The 22390-nt window shown below is 68.0% G+C and carries 18 protein-coding genes and 1 pseudogene; 18 read left to right on the plus strand and 1 reads right to left on the minus strand.

Going from position 1 to position 22390, the window contains the following annotated elements; translation table 11 throughout:
• Positions 1–3: 3 nt before the first annotated feature.
• From ABG80_RS15535 to ABG80_RS15565, 7 genes are all read left to right on the plus strand, one after another.
• Complete coding sequence (locus ABG80_RS15535; RefSeq protein ID WP_083506156.1) at positions 4–660, plus strand: nucleotidyltransferase family protein; 657 nt, start codon at positions 4–6, stop codon at positions 658–660.
• A gap of 87 nt (positions 661–747) precedes the next feature.
• On the plus strand, positions 748–4623 hold the full coding sequence (locus ABG80_RS15540) for a DUF748 domain-containing protein (RefSeq protein WP_058088518.1): 3876 nt from the start codon (positions 748–750) through the stop codon (positions 4621–4623).
• Between the two features lie 326 nt (positions 4624–4949).
• A complete protein-coding gene (locus ABG80_RS15545) occupies positions 4950–7559 on the plus strand; it encodes an ATP-binding protein (protein WP_058088519.1) in 2610 nt (869 codons plus the stop codon).
• A gap of 63 nt (positions 7560–7622) precedes the next feature.
• Positions 7623–7919, plus strand: a complete 297-nt coding sequence (locus ABG80_RS15550) for a flagellar basal body protein (RefSeq protein WP_058088520.1) — start codon at positions 7623–7625, stop codon at positions 7917–7919.
• Positions 7920–8040: 121 nt separating this feature from the next.
• Positions 8041–9261, plus strand: a complete 1221-nt coding sequence (gene dinB / locus ABG80_RS15555; protein ID WP_268760984.1) for a DNA polymerase IV — start codon at positions 8041–8043, stop codon at positions 9259–9261.
• 32 nt (positions 9262–9293) lie between these two features.
• Positions 9294–9656, plus strand: a complete 363-nt coding sequence (locus ABG80_RS15560; RefSeq protein ID WP_058088521.1) for a hypothetical protein — start codon at positions 9294–9296, stop codon at positions 9654–9656.
• A 19-nt stretch (positions 9657–9675) separates the two neighbouring features.
• A complete protein-coding gene (locus ABG80_RS15565) occupies positions 9676–10011 on the plus strand; it encodes a 2Fe-2S iron-sulfur cluster-binding protein (protein WP_058088522.1) in 336 nt (111 codons plus the stop codon).
• Here ABG80_RS15565 and ABG80_RS15570 read toward each other — a convergent pair.
• Positions 9977–10234, minus strand: a complete 258-nt coding sequence (locus ABG80_RS15570) for a DUF1653 domain-containing protein (protein ID WP_058088523.1) — start codon at positions 10232–10234, stop codon at positions 9977–9979. The genes ABG80_RS15565 and ABG80_RS15570 overlap by 35 nt on opposite strands.
• Positions 10235–10363: 129 nt before the next feature.
• Between ABG80_RS15570 and ABG80_RS23270 the strand changes: the two genes are divergently transcribed.
• The 11 genes and pseudogenes from ABG80_RS23270 (at position 10364) to ABG80_RS15625 (ending at position 22310) form a co-directional block, all read left to right on the plus strand.
• Positions 10364–10660 (plus strand): hypothetical protein, encoded by a 297-nt coding sequence (locus ABG80_RS23270; protein ID WP_058088524.1) that lies wholly within the window; start codon positions 10364–10366, stop codon positions 10658–10660.
• Between the two features lie 97 nt (positions 10661–10757).
• Positions 10758–12620, plus strand: coding sequence for a polysaccharide biosynthesis protein (locus ABG80_RS15580; protein WP_058088662.1), 1863 nt, complete (start codon positions 10758–10760; stop codon positions 12618–12620).
• Positions 12621–12794: 174 nt separating this feature from the next.
• Positions 12795–14336, plus strand: coding sequence for a S41 family peptidase (locus ABG80_RS15585; RefSeq protein WP_083506157.1), 1542 nt, complete (start codon positions 12795–12797; stop codon positions 14334–14336).
• Positions 14337–14385: 49 nt separating this feature from the next.
• A complete protein-coding gene (locus ABG80_RS15590) occupies positions 14386–15201 on the plus strand; it encodes a HesA/MoeB/ThiF family protein (RefSeq protein WP_058088663.1) in 816 nt (271 codons plus the stop codon).
• A 162-nt stretch (positions 15202–15363) separates the two neighbouring features.
• Positions 15364–16269: an LOG family protein gene (locus ABG80_RS15595; RefSeq protein ID WP_058088525.1), complete on the plus strand. Its 906-nt coding sequence runs from the start codon at positions 15364–15366 to the stop codon at positions 16267–16269.
• A gap of 115 nt (positions 16270–16384) precedes the next feature.
• Positions 16385–17683, plus strand: a complete 1299-nt coding sequence (locus ABG80_RS15600; RefSeq protein ID WP_152987654.1) for a patatin-like phospholipase family protein — start codon at positions 16385–16387, stop codon at positions 17681–17683.
• Positions 17684–17811: 128 nt separating this feature from the next.
• Positions 17812–18123 (plus strand): 50S ribosomal protein L21, encoded by a 312-nt coding sequence (rplU, locus tag ABG80_RS15605; RefSeq protein WP_058088526.1) that lies wholly within the window; start codon positions 17812–17814, stop codon positions 18121–18123.
• A gap of 40 nt (positions 18124–18163) precedes the next feature.
• Positions 18164–18421, plus strand: a complete 258-nt coding sequence (gene rpmA / locus ABG80_RS15610) for a 50S ribosomal protein L27 (protein WP_058088527.1) — start codon at positions 18164–18166, stop codon at positions 18419–18421.
• 169 nt (positions 18422–18590) lie between these two features.
• Positions 18591–19643 (plus strand): annotated as a pseudogene (cgtA, locus tag ABG80_RS15615) (Obg family GTPase CgtA); the annotation flags it as partial.
• A gap of 218 nt (positions 19644–19861) precedes the next feature.
• Positions 19862–20980, plus strand: a complete 1119-nt coding sequence (proB, locus tag ABG80_RS15620) for a glutamate 5-kinase (protein WP_058088528.1) — start codon at positions 19862–19864, stop codon at positions 20978–20980.
• 262 nt (positions 20981–21242) lie between these two features.
• Complete coding sequence (locus tag ABG80_RS15625) at positions 21243–22310, plus strand: putative solute-binding protein (protein WP_058088529.1); 1068 nt, start codon at positions 21243–21245, stop codon at positions 22308–22310.
• Positions 22311–22390: the final 80 nt, after the last annotated feature.

Consider the following 22390-nt stretch of genomic DNA (forward strand, 5'->3'; position numbering starts at 1 on the left):
CGCATGTTGGTGAACCCCGCATCGCCTCCCGCACCTCGGGTCGTGGCCCTGGTGCTGGCCGCCGGTCGCGCTCGCCGCTTTGGCTCTGACAAGAGGCAGGCCTGCCTGCCCGATGGCCGCAGCCTGTTGCAAGCCGTGCTGCAGACGCAGCTGCAAGCCTGCAGCGATGTGCGTGTGCTGCTGCGCGAGGGCGACGACTGGGGCCAGGCCTTGTGCGCGCAGTGGGGTGCGGCGTGGCAGGTGGTCCCCGATGCCGACCAGGGCATGGGGCACACCCTTGCGGCCGGACTGCGTGCGCTCGTGACCGAGGAGGTGGTGGGCACTGGCGGCGACCACGGTGATGCCCAGTGCGCAGCCCACGGCGCCCGTCGCTTCGACGCTGCCCTTGTGGCGCTGGCCGACATGCCCGCCGTGCAGCCCGACACCGTGCGCGCCCTGATCGAGGCCTTTCACCGAGACGGCCGACTGGCCTGGCCCTGGTACGCGGGCCGGCCGGGCCACCCACGCCTGCTGCCCCGCTCGAGCTGGCCCGCTTTGCTCGACCTGCAGGGCGACGAGGGGGCGCGTCAGCGGCTGGACTGGTCCTTGGCCACGCGGGTCGATGTGCCCGACGCTGGCATCCTCGTCGACATCGACACACCTGGCGACCTGGGCGGCTAACATCCCGTCCAGGCTCTCTGCAGCGCGGCTGCAGTCCGGCTTGGTCCGATCACCTTTTGCTTGCCTGCGGTGCACTCCCGCCTTGCCATGTCCGACGCTGACGCCCGAACCAAGACGACCTCCGCCCAACGCAGCCCCCTGCGCAGCCTCACCCGCGTGCTCGTGGGCGTGGCGCTGGTGGCCCTGACCTGGACAGGCCTGGTTGGGCATTGGCTGCCCGGCTGGCTGCGCCCACGCGTGGAGGCCGCAGCGACCGAGGCCCTGGGCACCCCGGTGAAGCTGGGGGCCCTGGCCATCGCGCCATGGCGACTGGAGGTCACCGCATCCGACCTCGCGGTGGGCCCCACCGAGCGACCCTGGCTGAGGCTCAAGCAGGCCGAGGTCGGGCTGTCGCTGGAGTCGCTGTGGCGCTTTGCCCCCGTGATCAAGCGCGTGGACCTGCATGCCCCCCAGCTCGATGTCGAGCGAGTGAGCGCCGACCGCTTCAACTTCTCGCCGCTGCTCGACAAGCTGAGCCAGCCATCGCCCGATGCCCAGGCCGATGCCGAGCCAGCGCGCTTCGCCGTCTTCAACATCAGCCTGCGCGATGGGGTGGTGCGCTATGCCGACCGCGTGCTCGACCAGTCGCACCTGGTCGATGGCATCCGGCTGGAGGTGCCCTTCCTCAGCAGCCTGCCCAGCCACGTCGAAGTGACGGTGCAACCGCTGCTGGAGGCCCGCATCGACGGCAGCGCCTTGCGCGTGGCCGGGCGCACGCTGCCCTTCCATGCGGGCCTGCGCAGCGAGGTGGACGTGCGCTGGCAGGACGTGGACCTGGCCCATTGGCTGGAGGCCGCGCGCCCTTTGCTGCCACCGCCATGGCGACCGCAGGCGCGCAGCGGTCGACTCGACACCGACCTGAAGGTTGTGTTCGAGCAGCGACCCTCGCCCGCCATGCCTGTGCTGGCGGTGCAGGGCCGGCTGGGGGTGAAGGCGCTTGACTTGTCTTTGCCGGCGGTGCCGGGCGCGGGGGCGCTGGACGCTGGCTGGCAGCAGCTCGAGCTCAGTGGCCTTGACCTGCAACCCCTGAACCGCCGGGCTGCCTTGGCCAAGTTGCAGCTCGATGGATTGAGCGTGAAGCTGCGTCCGTCGGACGCGGGCGCCGCGTTGCAGGCCAGGGCTCCTGAGCGCGACGCATCGCCGGCGAATGGTGCATCGGTGTCGGGTGCAGCCGCGTCGGGGGCATCCGCGCCTGCGGGGTCGAGCACCAAGCCCGCCGCACCCTGGAGCTGGTCTGTCGGCCAAGTCCGCATCGGTCTGCGGGACATCGACGTGCAGACCTTTGCTTCGCCCTGGCCGCGCCTGACGCAGGGCCTGGTCGAGGTGCAGGGCCTGGACAGCAGCGAGCGCGCACAGGCTGCCAAGTGGACGCTGTCGCTGCGCGACGAACACGAGGGCCTGGTGTCTGCCCAAGGGCAGGTGCAGGTGGCCGCGCAAACCGCTGAGCTCGACCTGCAGGTTGACAAGTGGAGCCTGCCGCCTTGGCTGGCGCCGGTTCAGCAAAGTGGCCTGCTGCCGGTCACGGTGAGCCAGGGTCTGTTGAGCCTGCACACCCGCATGCGCCTCAATGCCCTGCCCACGGCAGCAGGCCAGCCGCCTGCGCTGCGCATCGAGGGCACCGACCTGGCCGTCCAGGGTGCGCAGGTCTCGCTGGGGGCACCGCCGGTGAGCAAAGGCTCGGTCAAATCCAACGCAGCGCCATCTTCCCGCTCCGATGCCGACCAGGCCAAGTGGCAGTTGTTGAGCCTCGATGGCATCGAGGCCGATGTGGGTCTGGCCACCGGCGGATCGGGTGGGGCGGGCGCATCAAGTGCATCAGGCCTGCAGCGCCTGAAGGTGGGCGCAGTCACCCTGGACGCGCTGGACGCATCGATTTCGCGCGACGCCCAGGGCCGTGTGCTGGCTGGACTGAGCGCCCAGTCATCGACCGAGCAGCCTGGCCGGCGAGCCCCTGCGCCATCGCGAGCCGGCTCGCCTGCTGCCAACCAACCCGCCATCTCCGTCGACACCGTGCAGTGCCGTGGCTGCGCCGTGCGCTTCACCGACCACAGCGTGCAGCCCGCTGCCCGCTTCGCGCTGCAGCAAACCGATCTGAGCGTGCAGGGCGTGTCCCAGCGGCTTGACCAGGTGTTGAAGGTCGACCTGCGCACCCGCGCCCAGGGACGGGGGCAGCTGGGGTTCCAGGGTGAGGTGCGGCCCGAGCCCTTGCAACTCAAGGGGCAGGTGTCCGTGGCCGCGCTGGAGTTGCGCGCGCTGCAGCCCTACCTTGATCCGCACGTCAACGTGACCCTGGCCGGTGCCGCCGCGCTGGCCCAGGGGCGCGTAAACGTCGACACGGTGCGCCAGCGGGGCAGCGATGCGCTCAACGTCCGCTACCAGGGGCGATTGGGCCTGCAGGACCTGCGACTGCGCGACCGCGTCAACGACGCCCTGCTGCTGCGTTGGGCCAGCTTCACGCTGGACCGGGCCGACCTGGCCTGGCGGGAGGGCGCCATCGACGCCGACCTCGGGTTCATCGCGCTGAAAGACTTTTACGGGCGCGTCATCGTCAACCGCGACGGCAGCCTGAACCTGGCCAGCGTCGTTCGAAAAGCGGGCGATGCCGAGGGCACCTCGGTGACCACACCCCAGCCAGGTGGCAAGCCGGCCGTGGCCGCACCCCAGGCTGCGCCTGCCTCGTTGCCGGCGCCCGAAGCAAGCGCTTCGGCGGCCAACGCCACCGCGGCGTCGAGCCCTGACCAGGTCGCCTCCACGCCCCCCCGCCTGCGTTGGCAGGGCATCCACCTCGAAAAGGGCGAGGTCGATTTCACCGACACCTTCATCCAGCCCAACTACTCGGCGCACCTCACCCGCCTGGCCGGTGACATCTCCGCGGTCTCATCGACCCAGCCCGAGCCCGCCAAGGTCGAGGTCAACGCCACGCTCGACGACAGCGCGCCCGTGCGCATCAGCGGGCAATTGCACCCACTGGGCCCCAGGCTGCTGACCGACATCCAGGGTGTGGCCAAGGGCATCGAGCTCACCCGCCTGACCCCGTACGCGGCCCGCTACGCCGGCTACCCCATCGAGAAGGGCACCCTGTCGGTGAACGTGCACTACCGAATCGATGGCGGCAAGCTGCAGGCCGACAACCAGGTCTTCCTGGACCAACTGACCTTTGGCGAACGCGTCGACAGCCCGGATGCCACCTCGCTGCCGGTGCTGCTGGCGGTGTCCTTGCTGAAGAACTCGCGTGGCGAAATCGACGTCAGCCTGCCCGTCTCCGGCTCGCTCGACGACCCGCAGTTCTCGGTGGGCGGCATCGTCTGGCGCGTGATCGTCAACCTGCTGACCAAAGCCGTGACCGCGCCGTTCTCGCTGCTCGCCGGTGACGACGGCGGTGAGCTGGGCAACGTGCCTTTTCAACCCGGCGTGGCCCAACTGGACGAGGCCGCTCGCACGCGCCTGGACAAGCTTGCCGACAAGCTCAAGGACCGGCCGTCCCTCAAACTCGAAGCCACCGGCTGGGCCGATGCCGACCTGGACCGCGAAGGCCTGCGTCAGGCCCATGTGGAGCTGCTCATGCGGCGAGCCAAGGCCAAAGCCAAGGGGTTGGATGTGGACGAGGTGGTGGTCGAGTCTGGCGAGCGCGGCACCTGGCTGAAGGCCGCCTACCAAGCCGCCGACATCAAGAAGCCGCGCAACCTGATCGGCATGGCTCAGAGCCTGCCCGACGAGCAGATGACGGCTTTGCTCAAAGCCAGCGCCGTGGTCGACGCGGCCGTCCTCAAGGCCTTGGCCGACGACCGTGCCGGCGAGGTCAAGGCCTACCTCAGCGACCGGCTGGACCCGGAGCGCGTGCGCCTGACGGCCTCTCGCGTCGGGGCCGAAGGCAAGGTCGATGAAAAATCGGGTGACAGCAGCGTGCAGTTCCAGCTGCGCTGAAGCGGCGGCTGGTGCGGGCCTTTGAAGGCCGCTGAAAATGGAAAACCCGCTGCCTGGTGACCAGGACAGCGGGTAAACCCTTTTGAACCCGAAGCGTTCGCGTCGTTCGGGTCGATGACAGCGCCGAGACACAGACCTCACACCCGGCTTGCTGCCTTGGGCGTCATGAAGGCTGTGTGCTGAATTTCTTTAGAATGAAACAGATTGTCAGGTTGATGCGCTGCGCCGTCCTGAAGAGAGTCTGAAAAACTCCTGAAGCGCCCCCGTTTCTTCCCCGCCGGCAGGACGCCGGTGCTGCAGCCGATCGAGGCACGTCCGAGGAACCCTTGGCACAACGTTACCGGTTCGATGGCTTCGAGCTCGACACCTCCGAGAGGCTGCTGTACCGCGAGGGCCAGCCGGTCGGACTGGGCGCGAGGGCCATTGCCCTGCTCACCGCGTTGTTGGGACGCCCAGGCCGGCTGTTGACCAAAGCCGAGCTGCTGGACCGTGTCTGGCCCGGGCTGGTGGTCGAAGAAAACAACCTGCAGGTGCAGGTTTCGGCGCTGCGCAAGGTGCTGGGTGCGCACACGATCGTCACCGTGCCGGGTCGGGGTTACCGATTTGTGCAGGCCGTTCACGCTGTGCACACCGTGGCACCCGGTCCACCGAACGCTGACACGACACAGGCCACCAGGCTCACTGCCAGGCCAAACCGAGCCTGGCACACCCACGCTGCCGCCGACGCCCTCTCGGTGCTCCCCGAGCCAACGACCCGCCTCTTGGGGCGCGACAGCGACCTGTCCGCACTGGATGCCTGCCTGCCAGCCGCCCTGATCACCGTGGTGGGTCCGTCCGGCATGGGCAAAACCGCTTTGGCTTTGGCCGCTGCCCACCGCTGGCGGGCGGATCGCCCCGATGGATCGGCCTGGATCGACCTGTCTGCCCTGCACGACCCCGCCCAAGTCGTGAGCTCGGTGAGCCAGGCATTGGGACTGGGTGTGGTCATCGATCCCGAGCGAGGGCTCTCGACCTTGGTGGAAGCCTTGCGGCCCCTGAAGGTCCTGATCGTGCTCGACAACGCGGAGCAGGTGGGGGGCGCCGTGGCTGAACTGGCTGCCGCCATCCTGAGCGGCGCCACTGGGGTGCGGCTGCTGGTGACCAGCCAGGTGCCGTTGAAGGTGGCTGGCGAGCGCGTGTTTCGCCTCGGCCCCCTGGCGGTGCCACCACCCGAGGCCAGCTCGCATGAGGCCATGACCCATGGTGCCCTCGAGCTGCTGCTGGATCAGGTGCGTGCGGTCGATCGGCATTTCGAGCTGCAGGCCAACCAGGTCGCCGAAGCGACGCAGCTGTGCCGGCGACTCGATGGGATGCCCCTGGCCATCAAGCTCGCGGCCGCCCGGGTCCCCTTGCTGGGCTTGAGCGGGGTTCTCAAGCGCCTGGACGAACGCTTCGAGCTGCTCGCCCAAAGTCAGGTCGGCTCGCCAGAGCGCCACCAGACCCTGCAGGCCGCACTCGACTGGAGCCACGGTTTGCTGGAGCCGCCCGAGCAGGCCATGTTCCGTCGCCTGGCGGTGTTCGCGGGCAGCTTCCCGCTGTCGCTGGCGTCGATCCTCGGGCATCCTGGGCCCAAGGGCGAAGCGCTCGACGAGTGGCGCGTGCTCGACACCCTGGGTGCGCTGGCCGAGCGATCCCTGGTCGTGGTCGAAGGCGGTGAGCAGCCGCGTTATCGCCTGCTCGACAGCGTGCGTGAGCACGCCTTGCTCAAGCTGCAGGCCAGCGGCGAGCAGGCAGGTCTTCAGCGCCACCACGCCTTGGCGGTGGCCGACTTGCTCGAAGTGGCCTATGACACCCATTGGTCGTCTTCCGATGTCGACTGGTTGGGGCGCCACGCGGCCGACATCGACAACGTGCGGTTGGCGCTCGATTGGGCGACCGAGCACGCGCCCCCCCTCGGCGTTCGACTCCTCGGCTCGGCGGGGCCGCTCTTTGCGCTGCTGGGGCTGGCGCCCGAGGCGCGCCGCCGGAGCGACACGTTGGCGGCGTCGGCGTTGGCGCAGGGGGCGGTGCCCGAAGCCACTCGCTTCTGGCTTGAATGCGGTCGCATGCAATGGGGCGTTGACAACGACCGCATGCTGGCCTGGTCCCAGCGTGCCACCGAAGGCGCGCGCCAGGGCCGAGACCAGCGAGGCATCTTCCTTGGCCTGCACGGCCAGTTGAGCAGCGGCCTGCTGAGCGGCGAGCAGGCTCATCAGGCGCTGCGCGAGATGGCCCGCCTGGAGTCGTCCACCTGGCCCCCGCGCCTGCTCAGCCAACGCCTGCTGGCCGAGGTGGGGGTGCTGCGCGCGCAAGAGCGCATGGCCGATGCACGCCGCACCTGCCAGGGACTCATCGTGCAAGCCCAGGCTGCGGGGCTTGATGGTGTGCTGTCGGCTGCGCTGAGCGACCTGGCTGCCATCTGCCTGGCTTTGGGCGACACCGATGGTGCCTGGCGCGTGAGCCAGCAGGTCCTGGCGCGCAGCCGCCACCGGCGTGACCATTTCGTGGCCCATGCGCTGGCCACCGTGGCTTGCGTGGCCTTTGTGCGGGGCGACTTGGCACAGGCCCGGGCCAGCCTGCTGGCATTCGCTGAGGCTTCGCGCAGCCGCAGTTGGGAATGGTTTGGCCGCTACTCGGTCTTGTTGGCCCTGTTGGCTTCGCAGGAAGGGCGCATGGAAACCGCGGCGCGCTTGCTGGGCCACGCCGAGCGGCAGCGCGCGCAATGGGGGGCCGGCGATGTCTTGGGTGTCTACGCCCGGACCCGGGTGCGCGCCGCGGTGGAAGATGAGCTGGAGCCATCGGTGCTGCGCAGCCTGACCGAGCTGGGTGGTCGGCTCGCGCCCGAAGAGGTGTGCGCCTGGGCGTTCGGGCCGTCAGCTGGGCAGATGCCGAGCAATCCGCACGATCACGGGCTCTGAATCGAGGCAGGCGGGTGACGCGGCCCAACTGGCGCGGCACACTGTGCACACCAGGAGGGCGCCATGAACGTCACATCCATTGCCTTGAGCGGCGTGCAGGCGGCGTCCACCCGCCTCGACGCCGCAGCCAACAACATCGCCAACAGCCAGACGCCGGGCTTCCGGCGCGATCAGGTCATGCAGCAGACCCAGGAGCAAGAAGGCGTGCTCACCGTGGTCGGCAAGGCCCAGGAAGTGGGCCCCGATCTGGCCGCCGACCTGGTTGAACAGATGCAGGCCACCTACGCCTTTCGCGCCAACCTGCGCACCATCGAGGCGGAAAAGCGCATGACCGGCAGCCTGCTCGACATGCAGGCCTGAGCTGAGCAACTGGCTGAGCCGGATGGCGCAGGCGGTCTGAGGGCACGGCGCCTGCGTCGGTCGCCGGCTCGCGCGACAATGCGTTGGTTGCCCAGCACCTTGCTTGCTTGGGCGCTCCAACGTGACCGAGCCCCAAACTGATCGCCTCATCGCCCACCTCGACATGGACGCTTTCTACGCGTCGGTCGAACTGCTGCGTTACCCGCAACTGCAGGGGCAGCCGGTGGTGATTGGCGGTGGTCGACGCCACCAACCAGAGGCCTTGGTCGATGGCGCGCACCGCTTTGCGCGGCTTCGCGACTACGCGGGCCGAGGCGTCGTCACCACCGCCACCTACGCCGCCCGCGCTTTCGGCGTGCACTCCGGCATGGGCCTGATGAAGGCCGCAGCGCTGGCCCCCGATGCCGTGCTGCTGCCCGTCGATTTCGATGAGTACCGCCGCTGCTCGCGCCTGTTCAAGGCGGCGGTGGCCGAGATCGCGCCGGTCATCGAAGACCGCGGCATCGACGAGATCTACATGGACCTCGGTGACGTGCCCGGCGCGCGCGATCGAACCCCCGAAGACCCGCTGTCCGGCGTGCGCGAGCTGGCCGAGCGCATCAAGCACGCGGTGCGCCGCGCCACCGGGTTGAGTTGCTCGATCGGTGTCACGCCCAACAAGCTGCTCAGCAAACTCGCCTCCGACCTCGACAAGCCGGATGGCCTGACCCTGCTCACCCACGCCGACGTGCCCTCGCGCGTGTGGCCTTTGCCTGCCGCGCGCATCAACGGCATCGGCCCGAAAGCCAATGCGCGACTGGCCGAGCGCGGCATCCACACGATCGGCGAGCTCGCTGCCGCCGACCCGGCACAACTCATCGAGACCTTTGGGCGAAGCTATGGCCATTGGCTGCATGAAGCCGCTCACGGCATCGACAATCGCCCGGTCGTCACCTGGCGCGAGCCCAAGTCCATCAGCCGCGAAACCACCTTCGAGCGCGACCTGCACCCGCGCGAAGACCGCGCCGCGCTCACGCCCATCTTCACGCGGCTGTGCGAACAACTCGCCGCCGACCTGCAGCGCAAGGGCTACGCTGGCCACAGCATCGGGGTCAAGCTGCGCTACGACGATTTCCGCATCGTCACCCGCAGCCTCACCTTGCCCCATGCGACGCGCGACGCCGCCGTCATCCGGCAATGGGCGGGCCGTTGCCTCAAGACCGTGCCGCTTGATCAGCGCCTGCGCCTGATTGGCGTGAAAATGGCGTCCCTGGTGCCTGGCGACGGGGGGGAGCCCCCGCAGCGCGAAGCCGTGCCGCAATCCTTGCCTTTGTTCGATCAGACCGACGCGGCACCAGCCTGACCGGTTCCGAATCTTTTTTTGCAGTCCACACCATGTCCATGTTTTCCATCGACCGCCTCGTCGTTGCCCGCTCGCTGATTCGCACGACCGCCGCCACGGCCTTGCTCGTGTCGATGTCAGGTTGCAGCGTGCTGGCCGTGGCCGATGCAGCGGTCACGGTGGCCGCCACCGCTGTCAGCGTGACCGCCACGGTGGTCGAGACCACGGTGGACGTGGCTGCCGCGGGTGTGCGCGCGGTCACTGCGGAGGACAAGGACCAGAAGGCGGGAGAGGGCGGCAAGGCCGATGACAAACAAGGCGCCGAGCAGCGCCGTGAGCCCGCGCCGGATGCCCCTGCAACACCCGCTGCGCCCCAGCGAAACTGGCAGGCCCCGGATTGGCCAGCCAGCCGCTGAGCTGGCAGGGTGCGAGGCCATGTCCCCACCGACCACGCCCCTTGACACCCACCCGCCCGTGACTGGCGGCACCTGGCTGACCTTGCAGCCTTTGGGTTTGCGCGTGCCCGTTCGCCCTGGACAGAGCCTGCTGGAGGCCGCCTTGGCTGCCGGCGTGGACATGCCCCGCTCCTGCCGCAACGGCACCTGCCGAGCCTGCCGTTGCCGGATGACGCAAGGCCGCGTTCGTTACCGCACCGAGTGGCCGGGCCTGAGCCCGGATGAGCACGATGCAGGGGAGGTTTTGCCTTGCGTGGCGCTGCCCGATGGCGACGTCACGCTCAACCAGCCACTGGCGCGTCAGGTGTCCACCTGAAGCGGGCCTGGCGCTTGCCTTCGATCACCACCTCGCCGGTGAACATCTCGAAGGGCCGCACCCACAGCGCGCCTTCGCCGTACAGCGGGCGATAGACCACCAGTGCTTCGTGTGTTTCGCTGTGGCGGGCCACGCCAAACACCTCGTATTGGCCGCCCTTGTAATGGGTGTAAAGGCCGGTGGGGAGGGTGGGCAGGGGCGTGAGGTCGTCGTCGTTGCGCATGGCGGTTGGGCTTTACATGGCCTTTACGGGCCGTTACGGGCGCGATTGTCCACGGTGCGGGGCAAGTTGGCGTTGAACAAGCCAAGGGCGCATGCCCTGACCCCTCAACCTCGAATCAAGGACACCACCATGAACATCCGCCTGATCGCTGCTGCCCTGGTCGCCGCCGCTTCGGCTTCGGCTTTTGCCCAGGCGCCTGCTGCCCCGGCCGCCCCGGCTGTTCCGGCAGCGCCCGCCGTCACCGCTGCCCCGGCTGCATCCGGTGCCCACAAGGCTGGCCACGAGTTGCGCAAGGAGCGCCGCGATGTGCGCGAAGAACGCCGCGAAAAGCGCGAGGCCCGTCACGACCGCAAGGAACAGCACAAAGCCGCTCATGCCGCGCACCACGCTGCTTCGGCCGCCCCGGCCGCATCTGCCGCCAAGTGACCGGCCCGAGCCTGTGGCGCAGGCACAATGACAGGCTTTGGCCGCGCGCGCCAGCGCATGGCCGATGTGTTCGCCTGACATCCTGCTGCCCGCGCCCATGCTCTGGTCCTCCCTGAACCGACAACTCGACCGCCTGCGCCCACAGCGCCAGGCGGTCGTCCTGCTGGCGGACGCCTGCCTGATCCTGCTGGCCTGGCACCTCACCTACCTCTTCCGAATGGGGGTCGAGCGCTGGTTGCACGAGCGTCCGTCGTACGACTGGGCCGTGATCCTGGGCGTCATCGCCATCTACAGCGTGCTGTCCTGGGCACTGGGCGTGCCGCGCGCCACCTGGCGCTACGTGAGCTTCCATGACATCAGCCGCCTGGGCTGGGTTTGCCTGGGGGCTGGCCTGACCAGCGCCGTCATCGTGCTCATGGCGCAACTGGTTGAAGTGCCGCGAGCCGTGCTGGCGCTGCATCCGCTGCTCGCCCTGACGCTGCTGGCCATCGGGCGCATGGCCGTGCGCATGCTCAGTGAATCGTCCCGCGCGCGTCGCGCCGGGGCCTCGCCCAACGGGCAGCAGGCGCTGGTGCTCGGCGCCGGGGCCGCTGCCAAGCTGCTGATCGCCGGCATCCAGCACCGGGGCTGGACCGTGGTCGGTCTGCTCGACGATGAACGGCGCAAGCACGGCAGCACCATCTCGGGCGTCACCGTCTGGGGCGGCCTCGAGCTGCTGCAGGACCCGGACACCCTGCGCGACGTCACCCACCTTATCCTGGCCATGCCCTCTGCCAGCCAGGAAGAGCGCAAGCGCGCCCTCGACCTGGCTGCGGCCACCGGTCTGCCCGTGGCCACCGTGCCCTCGGCCGATGAACTGCGCGAGGGCCGCTCGCGCATCGACCGCGTGCGCGACATCGAGCCCGAAGACCTGCTGGGCCGCCAGCCCGTCAAGCTCGACGAGAGCGCCGTGTCAGGCCTCATCAGTGGCCAGACCGTGTTCGTGACCGGGGCAGGGGGCTCGATCGGCTCCGAACTCTGCCGCCAGATCGCCCGCTTCGGCCCCAGCCGCATCGTGCTGTTCGAGCTCAGCGAGTTCGCGCTTTACCAGGTCGAGCAGGAGCTGGGCGAGCACTTCCCGCACCTGCCGTTGGTGCGCCTGGTCGGCGACGTCAAAGACCTGGGCGCCCTGCAGCGCGCCATGGCCCAGCACCGCCCCGACCTGGTCTTCCACGCCGCCGCCTACAAGCACGTGCCCCTGATGGAAGACGACAACGCCTGGATCGCGCTGCGCAACAACACCCTGGGCACCTACTTGTGCGCCCAGGCCGCGGCCGAAGCCGGCGTGCAGCGTTTCGTGCTCATCTCCACCGACAAAGCCGTCAACCCGACCAACGTCATGGGTGCCACCAAGCGCGCCGCCGAGATGGTGGTCTCGCACTGGGCGGCGCAGGCCCCGGGCACTCGCTTCATGGTCGTGCGCTTCGGCAACGTGCTGGGCTCCAGCGGCAGCGTCATCCCCAAGTTCAAGGAGCAGATCGCCCGGGGCGGGCCGGTCACCGTCACCCACCCCGAGATCACGCGGTTTTTCATGACCATCCCCGAGGCCGCCCAGCTCGTGCTGCAGGCCGCCTCGCTGGCCGACACCGGTCAGGTGTTCGTGATGGACATGGGCCAGTCGGTCAAGATCGCCGACCTGGCGCGCGAGCTCATCCGCTTGAGCGGACACACCGAAGCCGAGATCCCCATCGTCTTCAGCGGCCTGCGCCCGGGCGAAAAGCTCTACGAAGAGCTGCTCGCCGACGCCGACACGACCCTGCCCACGCCGCACCCGCGTCTGCGCCTGGCCCGCCTCAACGGCGAGTTGCCCGCCGACTGGATCGAGCGCCTGCTGGCCCTGGCGCAAGACGAGGCCGCCGGCACACCGTCGGTGCTGCGAGCCAGGCTGCACCAGCTGGTGCCCGAATACGCGCCACGCTGAGCCCCTGGGCCAACGCACTTCGGCGCCTGCGACCTCTGCCGTCTGTCGTCGATTCGATTCAATCGCGGGCAATCCCTGCATCTGGGCCATGACAAGCCGCCTGATCGCCTGCGCAAGGCACTTGCCACACCCTATACTGCCTCCCACACTGTGAACGTGGGCCTCACTCCTGCCATGACTTCCAAACTCAAGATTGCCGGCTGGGTTGCGCTGGGCGCGCTCGCCGGCGGCCTGACCACCCTGCAATTCGGTGCCACCGCACGCAACACGGTCTCGCCCCTGCCCCTGGAAGAAATGCAGCAGCTCGCGGCGGTCTTCGGCATGATCAAGACCGATTACGTCGAGCAGGTTGACGAGAAAAAGCTCATCAGCGACGCCATCGGCGGCATGGTTTCGGGGCTGGACCCGCACTCGGTCTACTTCGACAAGACCACGTTCAAGGAATTCCGCGAAGGCACCACCGGCAAGTTCGTCGGCGTGGGCATCGAGATCGGCATGGAAGACGGCCTGGTCAAGATCGTCTCCCCGATCGAAGGCTCGCCCGCCTTCCGCGCCGGCCTCAAGAGCGGTGACCTCATCACCAAGATCGACGACACCTTCGTCAAGGGCCTGACCATGGACCAGGCCGTCAAGCGCATGCGCGGCGAGCCCAGCACCAAGGTCGTGCTGACGGTGTTCCGCAAGTCCGAGAACCGCAGCTTCCCCGTCACCATCGTGCGCGAAGAAATCCGCGTGCAGTCGGTGCGCGCCAAGATCGTCGAGCCGGGCTACGGTTGGGTTCGCGTCAGCCAGTTCCAGGACCGCACCGTCGAAGACTTCGTCACCAAGGTCAACGCGCTCTACAAAGAAGACCCCAAGCTCAAGGGCCTGGTGCTCGACTTGCGCAACGACCCGGGTGGCCTGCTCGAAGGCGCCATCGCCATCTCGGCGGCCTTCCTGCCCAAGGACGTGACCGTGGTCTCGACCAATGGCCAGCTGCCCGAATCCAAGGCCATCTTCAAGGCCCGTCCGGAGGACTACACCCGCCGCTTCGGCTCTGACCCGCTGGCCAAGCTGCCGGTCGCGATCAAGACCGTGCCCCTGGTGGTGCTGGTCAACGAAGGCTCGGCCTCGGCTTCTGAAATCGTTGCCGGCGCCTTGCAGGACCACAACCGCGCCGCCATCCTGGGTGGCCAGACCTTCGGCAAGGGCTCGGTGCAGACCGTGCGACAGCTCACCGCTGAAACCGCGCTGAAGATCACCACCGCGCGCTACTACACCCCGAGCGGCCGCTCGATCCAGGCCCGCGGCATCGTGCCCGACGTCATGATCGACGAGACCGAAGACGGCAACGTCTACGCCGCGCTGCGTGTGCGCGAAGCCGACCTGGAAAAGCACATCACCTCCGGCCAGGGCAAGGAAGAAAAAGACGCCGCCCGCGAGAAGGCCCGCGAAGAAGCCATCAAGAAGCTCGAAGAGGCCAGCAATGGCAACGGCAACGGCAAGAAGGCCGACGCGCCCAAGCCGCTGCCCGAGTTCGGCAGCCCCGAAGACTTCCCGCTGCGGCAGGCCCTCAACAAGCTGCAAGGCAAGCCCGTGACGGTCTCCAAGACCATGACCGAGCGCAAAGCCGAAGGCGCTGCGGCCGCGGCGTCTGGTGCAGCGGCTGCCTCTGCCCCGGTCGCCCCTGCTGCCCCGGCGCCTGTGCCCGCTTCCTCACCCGCCAGCGCTCGCTGACCCCTCTGCCTGCGCACTCGACCACGGTCGGGCGCCAGGTTTGCTCACCGTGCAGGACGATCAGGAACTCCGCTACAGCCGCCACCTGCTGCTCGACGAATGGTCCGAAGCAGCCCAGGAGCGGCTGCTGCGTGCCCATGCCGTGGTCATCGGGGCGGGCGGGCTCGGAGCGCCCGCCCTCATGTACCTGGCCGCGGCCGGCGTTGGCCGCATCACCTTGGTCGACCCCGACACCGTCGAGCTCAGCAACCTGCAGCGCCAGGTCGCGCACACCACGGCCAGCATCGGTGAGCCCAAGGTCGCGTCCGCCGCCCGAACCCTCGCCGCGCTCAACCCCGACGTGCGCGTGCACACCTTCGCGCAAGCCGCCGATGAGGACTGGCTCGCCAGCCACCTGCCCGGTGCCGATGTCGTGCTCGACTGCACCGACGCCTTCGCCACGCGCCAGCGCATCAACCGCGCAGCCTGGGCCGCCGGCGTGCCCCTGGTCTCGGCTTCGGCCCTGCGCTGGGACGGCCAGATCAGCGTGTTCGACCCGCGTGACCCCGGCAGCCCCTGCTACGCCTGCCTTTTCCCTCCCGAGCCTGCGCCCGAAGAAACACGTTGTGCGCTCATGGGCGTGTTCGCGCCGCTGGTCGGTCAGATGGGGGTCATGCAAGCCGGCGAAGCCATCCGCCTGCTGGCGGGTCTGACAGGGGTTGACGGCTCGGCCTCGGGGCACCGCTCGCTCACCGGCATCTTGCAGATGGTCGATGGCCGCGACGGCAGCGTCACCCGCCTGCGCGTCAAGCGCCAGCCCGCTTGCCCCGTCTGCGGGGGCGATCACCCGACGACGCCTTCGGTCTCGGTCTCGGCCTCTGCCTGATCACCCGGGCCGGCCTGGCTCACGCGGCCCACACGGCTCGCGAGGCAGTCGCGTCGCCGCAACTCTGCCCGCTTGATCGGCCTTTTCTGCGCCTGAGCCCGAAGACATCGCACCATACTGACCTCCAGGCCCCGTGAAGGGGCGAGACCAGGATCGCCGAGCATGAACAACCCCACGGAACTGCGCGAACGCAATTTCCCCACCGCCGGCCAGGACGCTCAGGCCGCCGCGAAGTCACCGCTGTACGGCGGCCCGGACAGCAGCTACGCGCTGGCCTTCACCGACACCGACTTCCTGCTCGACCCCGAAATGCGCCCGGTGCGCATGCAGCTCGAGCTGCTCAAGCCCGAGCTCATCCAGCGCGAAGAGAACATCGAGTCGACCATCGTCGTGTTCGGCAGTGCCCGCATCCAGCCCGCCGACGTGGCCCGCGAACGCCTGGACGAGGCCGAAGCCCTGCCGCCCGGCAGCGCCCGTGAGCAGGCCATCCGCGCGGCCAAAAGCCAGCTCGGCATGTCGCGCTTCTACGAAGAGGCCCGCCGTTTCGCCAGCCTGGTCACCGAGCACTCGGCCCGCCTGGCGCACCCGATCTACGTCGTCACCGGTGGTGGCCCCGGCATCATGGAAGCGGGCAACCGGGGCGCGCACGAGGTCGGCGGCAAGAGCATCGGCCTGAACATCGTGCTGCCTCACGAGCAAGAGCCCAACCCCTACATCACGCCCAAGCTGTGCTTCCAGTTCCACTACTTCGCGCTGCGCAAGATGCACTTCCTGATGCGCTCGGTGGCGCTGGTGTGCTTCCCGGGCGGCTTCGGCACGCTCGACGAACTCTTCGAGACGCTCACCCTGATCCAGACCGGCAAGTGCCGCAAGCGCCCCGTGTTGCTGTTCGGGCGCGAGTTCTGGACCAAGCTCATCAACTTCGACCACCTGGTCGAGACCGGCATGATCAGCCCCGAAGACGTGCACCTGTTCCGCTTCGTCGAAACCGCCGACGAAGCCTGGACCACCCTGCAGCAGCTCTATGGCCTGGGGCAACCCGGGGCCGACTCGGCCTGCGGCTGGTGAGGCCCTGCCAAGGATTGCCGTTTCGCGGTGCCCAGAGATGTCCACCAGCGCACCTCAACCCAGCGATCCTGCTAACTTGCAGTCAGGCGCACCGACCTCGTCCAACGCAGCAGCCATGAGCAAGCCTGACAAGACCGCACTGATCCTGACCGGGGGTGGCGCGCGAGCTGCCTACCAGGTGGGCGTGCTCCAGGCCTTGCAGCTGATCCGCCGCGACGCGGGCGAGAAGCGGCGCACCAGCCCCTTTCGCATCATCTGTGGCACCTCGGCGGGTGCACTCAACGCCATGGCCCTGGCCAGCCGGGCCGACCACTACGACCTCGCCTTGCGCGCCATGGTCGAGGTCTGGCGCGACTTCCGCACCGAGCAGGTCTACCGCTCCGACTCCTTCGGCGTCATCCAGAGCGGCGCCAAGTGGCTGACCCTGTTCTCACTGGGCTGGGCCGTGGCCCGCTGGCGCCGCGCCCGTCCGCGCTCGCTGCTCGACAACGAGCCCCTGCGCGAGTTGCTGCCGCATCTGTTCGACATGGGCCGCTTGCCGGATCTGATGGCCAAAGGGCACCTGGACGCGGTGGCGGTCACGGGCTCAAGCTACACCAGCGGCGAACACGTCACTTACTACGACAGCGCCGAGCCCATCGAGCCCTGGACCCGTTCGCAGCGCCTGGCCGTGCGCGAGCGGCTCACGCTCGACCACCTCATGGCCTCGTCGGCCATCCCCTTCGTCTTCCCAGCCGTCAAGCTCGGCGTGCAGGGCCGTCCGCACTACCTGGGCGACGGCTCCATGCGCCAGGCCGCACCCATCTCCCCAGCCATCCACCTGGGCGCCGATCGCATCCTCGTGGTGGGCGCCGGTCGCCTGCACGAGCCCCAGGCCGAGCGCCCGATGGCCAGCGAGTACCCCAACCTGGCGCAGATCGCCGGCCACGCCATGTCCAGCATCTTCCTGGACGCGTTGGCCGTGGACATCGAGCGCATGCAGCGCGTCAACAGCACCCTCAAGCTGCTCACGCCCGAGCAGCGCGAGCAGACCCAGCTGCGCCCGGTCGACATCCTGGTGATCGCGCCCAGCCAGCGCATCGACGACATCGCCGCGCGCCACCTGTGGGCGCTGCCGCCCGCGGTGCGCGCCATGCTGCGCGCCGTGGGTGTGTACGGCACCGGCCGCAGCGCCCGGGGCACGGCCCTGGCCAGCTACCTGCTGTTCGAGTCGTCCTTCACCCGCGAGCTCATCCACCTGGGGTTCACCGACGCGCTGGCCAAGCGCGACGAGGTGGTCAACTTCTTCGGCTGGGGGCAGGGTGCTGGCACGCAGGAGGGGGGCGCTGACGCATCCCCCAGCGCCTGGGGCGACCTCGACCCCGCTGACTTGACAGCCAACCCAGCCCAGGGTAGAGTCGCGAGCTTCGCGTAATTTGCCCGTCAAAGCCATGGGGTGCGCCTTTGGGTGTTCCCTTGACGTTGAATGCGGCGCTGGGATCGCAATGTCATGCGGTTTCACATCGCGCGAAGATCCAAGCTCTTTTCCTGAAAGGTCTCAACATGTACGCGGTCATAAAAACCGGCGGCAAGCAATACAAAGTTGCTGCTGGCGAAAAGATCAAAGTAGAACAGATTGCTGCGGACGTTGGCCAAGAGATCGTGATCGATCAAGTTCTGGCAGTCGGCACCGGCGCTGAACTCAAGGTCGGCACGCCCCTGGTGGCTGGCGCAACCGTCAAGGCAACCGTGGTTTCCCACGGCCGCCACGACAAGGTCCGCATCTTCAAGATGCGTCGCCGCAAGCACTACCAGAAGCGCCAAGGTCACCGTCAGAACTTCACCGAGCTGGAAATCAGCTCCGTGAACGGCTGATCCGTCCCGTCCCACTGCCCAAAGCTGAAGGAGCAATTCCATGGCACAGAAAAAAGGCGGCGGTTCCACGCGGAACGGCCGTGATTCCCAACCGAAGATGCTGGGTGTGAAGGTCTACGGCGGTCAAGTGATCTCCGCTGGCTCGATCATCGTTCGTCAACGCGGCACGCGCTTTCACGCTGGCCCCAACGTCGGCACCGGTCGCGACCACAGCCTGTTCGCGCTGGTCGATGGCACCGTGTCCTTCGCCGTGAAGGGCCCCCTGAACCGCAAGACCGTGGTCGTCACCCCGGTCTGATGTTCAGTCCCTGTCGCTTGGTGCCCTGGTGGCGCTGGCGACACCCCGAAGCCCCGGTCCGCCGGGGCTTTTGTCATTCTCAGGCTCCGTCCACGACGGGGCCCTGCGCGCACCATGCGCCCTGCGTCGATAATCGCCGCACCCAACCCGAAACGATCAGGACACGTCCATGAAATTCGTCGATGAAGCCACCATTGATGTGGCCGCCGGCAACGGTGGCAGCGGTTGCATCAGCTTCCGTCGCGAAAAGTTCATCCCCTTCGGCGGCCCCAACGGCGGCAACGGGGGGCGCGGCGGCCACGTCTACGTCGAGGCCGACCGCAACATCAACACCCTGATCGACTACCGCTACGCCCGCCGCCACGAGGCGCGCAACGGCGAGCAGGGCCGCGGCTCCGACCAGTTCGGCGCGGCCGGCCCGGACATCACCCTGCGCATGCCGGTGGGCACCATCATCCGCAACGCCGAAACCGACGAGGTGATGATCGAGTTGCTCGAGCACGGTGAAAAGCGCCTGCTGGCCAAGGGCGGTGATGGTGGCTTCGGCAACCTGCACTACAAGACGGCCACCAACCGCGCCCCGCGCAAGAAGACGCTGGGCTGGCCTGGCGAGCTCTTCAAGCTCAAGCTCGAGCTGCGCGTGCTGGCCGACGTGGGCCTGCTGGGCATGCCCAACGCCGGCAAGTCGACGCTGATCACCGCCATCTCGAACGCCCGCCCCAAGATCGCCGACTACCCCTTCACCACGCTGCACCCCAACCTGGGCGTGGTGCGCGTCGGCCCTGAAAAGAGCTTCGTGGTCGCCGACATCCCCGGCCTGATCGAAGGCGCCTCGGAAGGCGCTGGCCTGGGGCACCTCTTCCTGCGCCACCTGCAGCGCACCCGCGTGCTGCTGCACGTGGTCGACCTGGCACCGTTCGACGACGATGTCGATCCGGTCAAGCAGGCCCGCGCCATCGTCAACGAACTCAAGATCTACGACGAAGAGCTGTTCAACAAGCCACGCTGGCTGGTGCTCAACAAGCTGGACATGATCCCGGAAGAAGAGCGCGTCGGCCGCGTGGTGGACTTCGTGCGTCGCTACGGCTGGAAGGGTCCCGTTTTCCAGATTTCGGCGCTCACGCGTGAAGGCTGCGAAAAGCTGGTGCAGACCATCTACCAGCATGTTGCCAGCATGCAGGAGCACCACGAAGAGTCCGACGTGCGCTTTGACGTCGAGGCGTCGCTGCCCACGGGTGCAGAGCTGCTGGCCCAGCACGGCGTGAAGTACGACGCCGACATCGAGGCGCTGGTCAAGCCCAAGTCGGCCGCCAAGAAGAAGGCTGCACCCGCCAAGAAGGCTGCACCTGCGAAGAAGGCTGCACCTGCGAAGAAGGCTGCACCTGCGAAGAAGGCTGCACCTGCGAAGAAAGTGGCCGCCGCCAAGAAGGCCAAGCGCTCATGAGCGACACCCTGAAAAACGCCCGCCGCATCGTCGTGAAGGTGGGCTCCAGCCTGGTCACGAACGAAGGCAAGGGCGTTGACGCCGAAGCCATTGGCAACTGGTGCCGCCAGATGGCAGCGCTGGCCGCCGACGGTCGCGAAGTCATCATGGTATCCAGCGGCGCGATCGCCGAAGGCATGAAGCGCCTGGGTTGGACCACTCGCCCGAAAGAGCTGCACGAGTTGCAAGCCGCTGCCGCCGTCGGCCAGATGGGCCTGGCGCAGATGTACGAGACGCAGCTGCGCTCGCATGGCATGGGCAGCGCCCAGGTGCTGCTCACCCACGCCGACCTGGCCGACCGCGAGCGCTACCTCAACGCCCGCTCGACGCTGCTGACGTTGCTGTCGCACAAGGTGGTGCCGGTCATCAACGAGAACGACACGGTCGTCACCGACGAGATCAAGTTCGGCGACAACGACACCCTGGGTGCCCTGGTGGCCAACCTGGTCGAAGCCGATGCGCTGGTCATCCTGACCGACCAGAAGGGCCTGTACAGCGCCGACCCGCGCAAGGACCCAGCCGCCCGTTTCATCGACGTGTGCACCGCGGGCGACCCGGAGCTTGAGCGCATGGCCGGTGGTGCCGGCTCCAGCGTGGGCACGGGCGGCATGATCACCAAGGTGCTGGCAGCCAAGCGCGCCGCGCGCAGCGGGGCCTCCACCGTCATTGCCTGGGGCCGCGAGAGCGACGTGCTCGTGCGGCTGGCTCAAGGCGAGTCCATCGGTTCGCTGTTTGTGGCGGCCACGCAGAAGGTCACCGCCCGCAAGCAGTGGATGGCCGACCACCTGCAACTGCGCGGCGCCGTCGTGGTCGACGAAGGCGCGGCCACCCGCCTGCTCGAGGGCGGTGCCAGCCTGCTGCCCATCGGCATGGTCGAGGTGCTGGGTGATTTCCACCGCGGCGACGTCATCGCCGTGCGCAACCTGAGGGGCGAAGACATCGCGCGCGGCTTGGCCAATTACGCCAGTTCCGAAGCGCGCCTGCTGGTGCGCCGGCCCTCTGTCGAGATCGAGGCCCGCCTGGGTTTCGTCAACGAAGCGGAGATCATCCACCGGGATAACCTCGTCCTGGCTTGACGGCTCGCGCCAGGGTGAAATCAGGGTTATCCCCGGCCTGTGGGTGAGGGGGGCGGGGGCATTTTTGACCGCTGCTGTGGTCACTTTCCGGCTGGTGACAATTGCAGGGTTGAATTGACGGCATGATGATCGGGTGCCGCACGGGGCACCCGGTTCCCCCAGAAGGACGGACCAAGGGTTGTCACTGTCGGACACACCCCCACGCGGGGCGTTACAACGCTGTACCCGATCGGTTTCCGCCCCCACCTTGGAGTCCTGTTCCATGTCCTTGTTCTCTCGCGCAATCTCGCGTTCCAAGCCCCTGGCCCTGGCCGCATCCGCCACCATCGCTGCCCTGGGCGTTGCCCCCGCAGCGCAGGCCAAAACCCTGGTCTGTGTCTGGGACGTCGCCGGCAAGACCGGTGATGTCTATGCCCAGGCCACCGACTACGCCATCTCCATGCAGAAGCAGAAGGTGGACATCGAGCTCAAGGGCTATGTCGACGAACGCGTGGCGGTCGAAGACTTCCGTGCCGGTCAGTGCGATGCCGTCATCTCCACCGCCCTGCGCCTGCGTCAGTTCAACCAGGTCTCGACCTCGATCGACTCCATCGGCTCGACCACCATCGTCAAGGGCGGCAAGGTCGACATCGACGCCTCGTACGAAGTCGTGCGCAAGGTCATCCAGGTGTTCGCCGACCCGAAGGCCTCCAAGCTGATGGTCGATGGCAACTACGAAGTCGCTGGCATCTTCCCCCTGGGCGCCGCCTACCCGATGGTGCGCGACCGCAAGGTCAATTCCGTTGAAGCCCTGTCGGGCAAGAAGATCGCCGCTTTCGACTACGACAAGGCCCAAAGCGTGATGATCCAGCGCATCGGCGCCCAGCCCGTGTCGGTGGACGTGACCAACATCGGACCGAAGTTCAACAACGGCAACGTCGACATGGTGACCCTGCCGGCCGTGGCCTTCAAGCCGTTCGAGCTGCACAAGGGCCTGGGCAAGACGGGCGGCATCGGCAAGCTGCCCATCATGATCCCGACCGTGCAGATGGTCATCAACCGCAGCAAGTTCCCTGACACCTTCGGTCAGGTCTCGCGCGAGTACTGGCTGACCAAGTTCGACCACGCGCTCAAGCTGATCAAGGCTGCAGAGTCCGGCATCCCCGCGCAGTACTGGGATGAACTGCCCGCTGAAGCCGTGCCCAGGTACGTGATCATGTTCCGCGAGTCGCGCATCGACATCGCCAAGGCCGGCCACTACAACAAGCAGGGCTTGAACATCATCAAGCGCGTGCGCTGCGGCATCAACCCGGGCGACGCCGAGTGCGTCAGCAAGACCGAGATCGACTGATCAACGGTGGGCGGCTCGCGCCGCCCGCGCCTGGCTCAACGGTGGCGCCCTTTGAGGCCAGGTGCGGCCCGTTGGTGGCC

It is taken from the genome of Aquabacterium parvum (genome assembly GCF_001447195.1).
GTDB classification, from domain to species: domain Bacteria; phylum Pseudomonadota; class Gammaproteobacteria; order Burkholderiales; family Burkholderiaceae_C; genus Aquabacterium; species Aquabacterium parvum.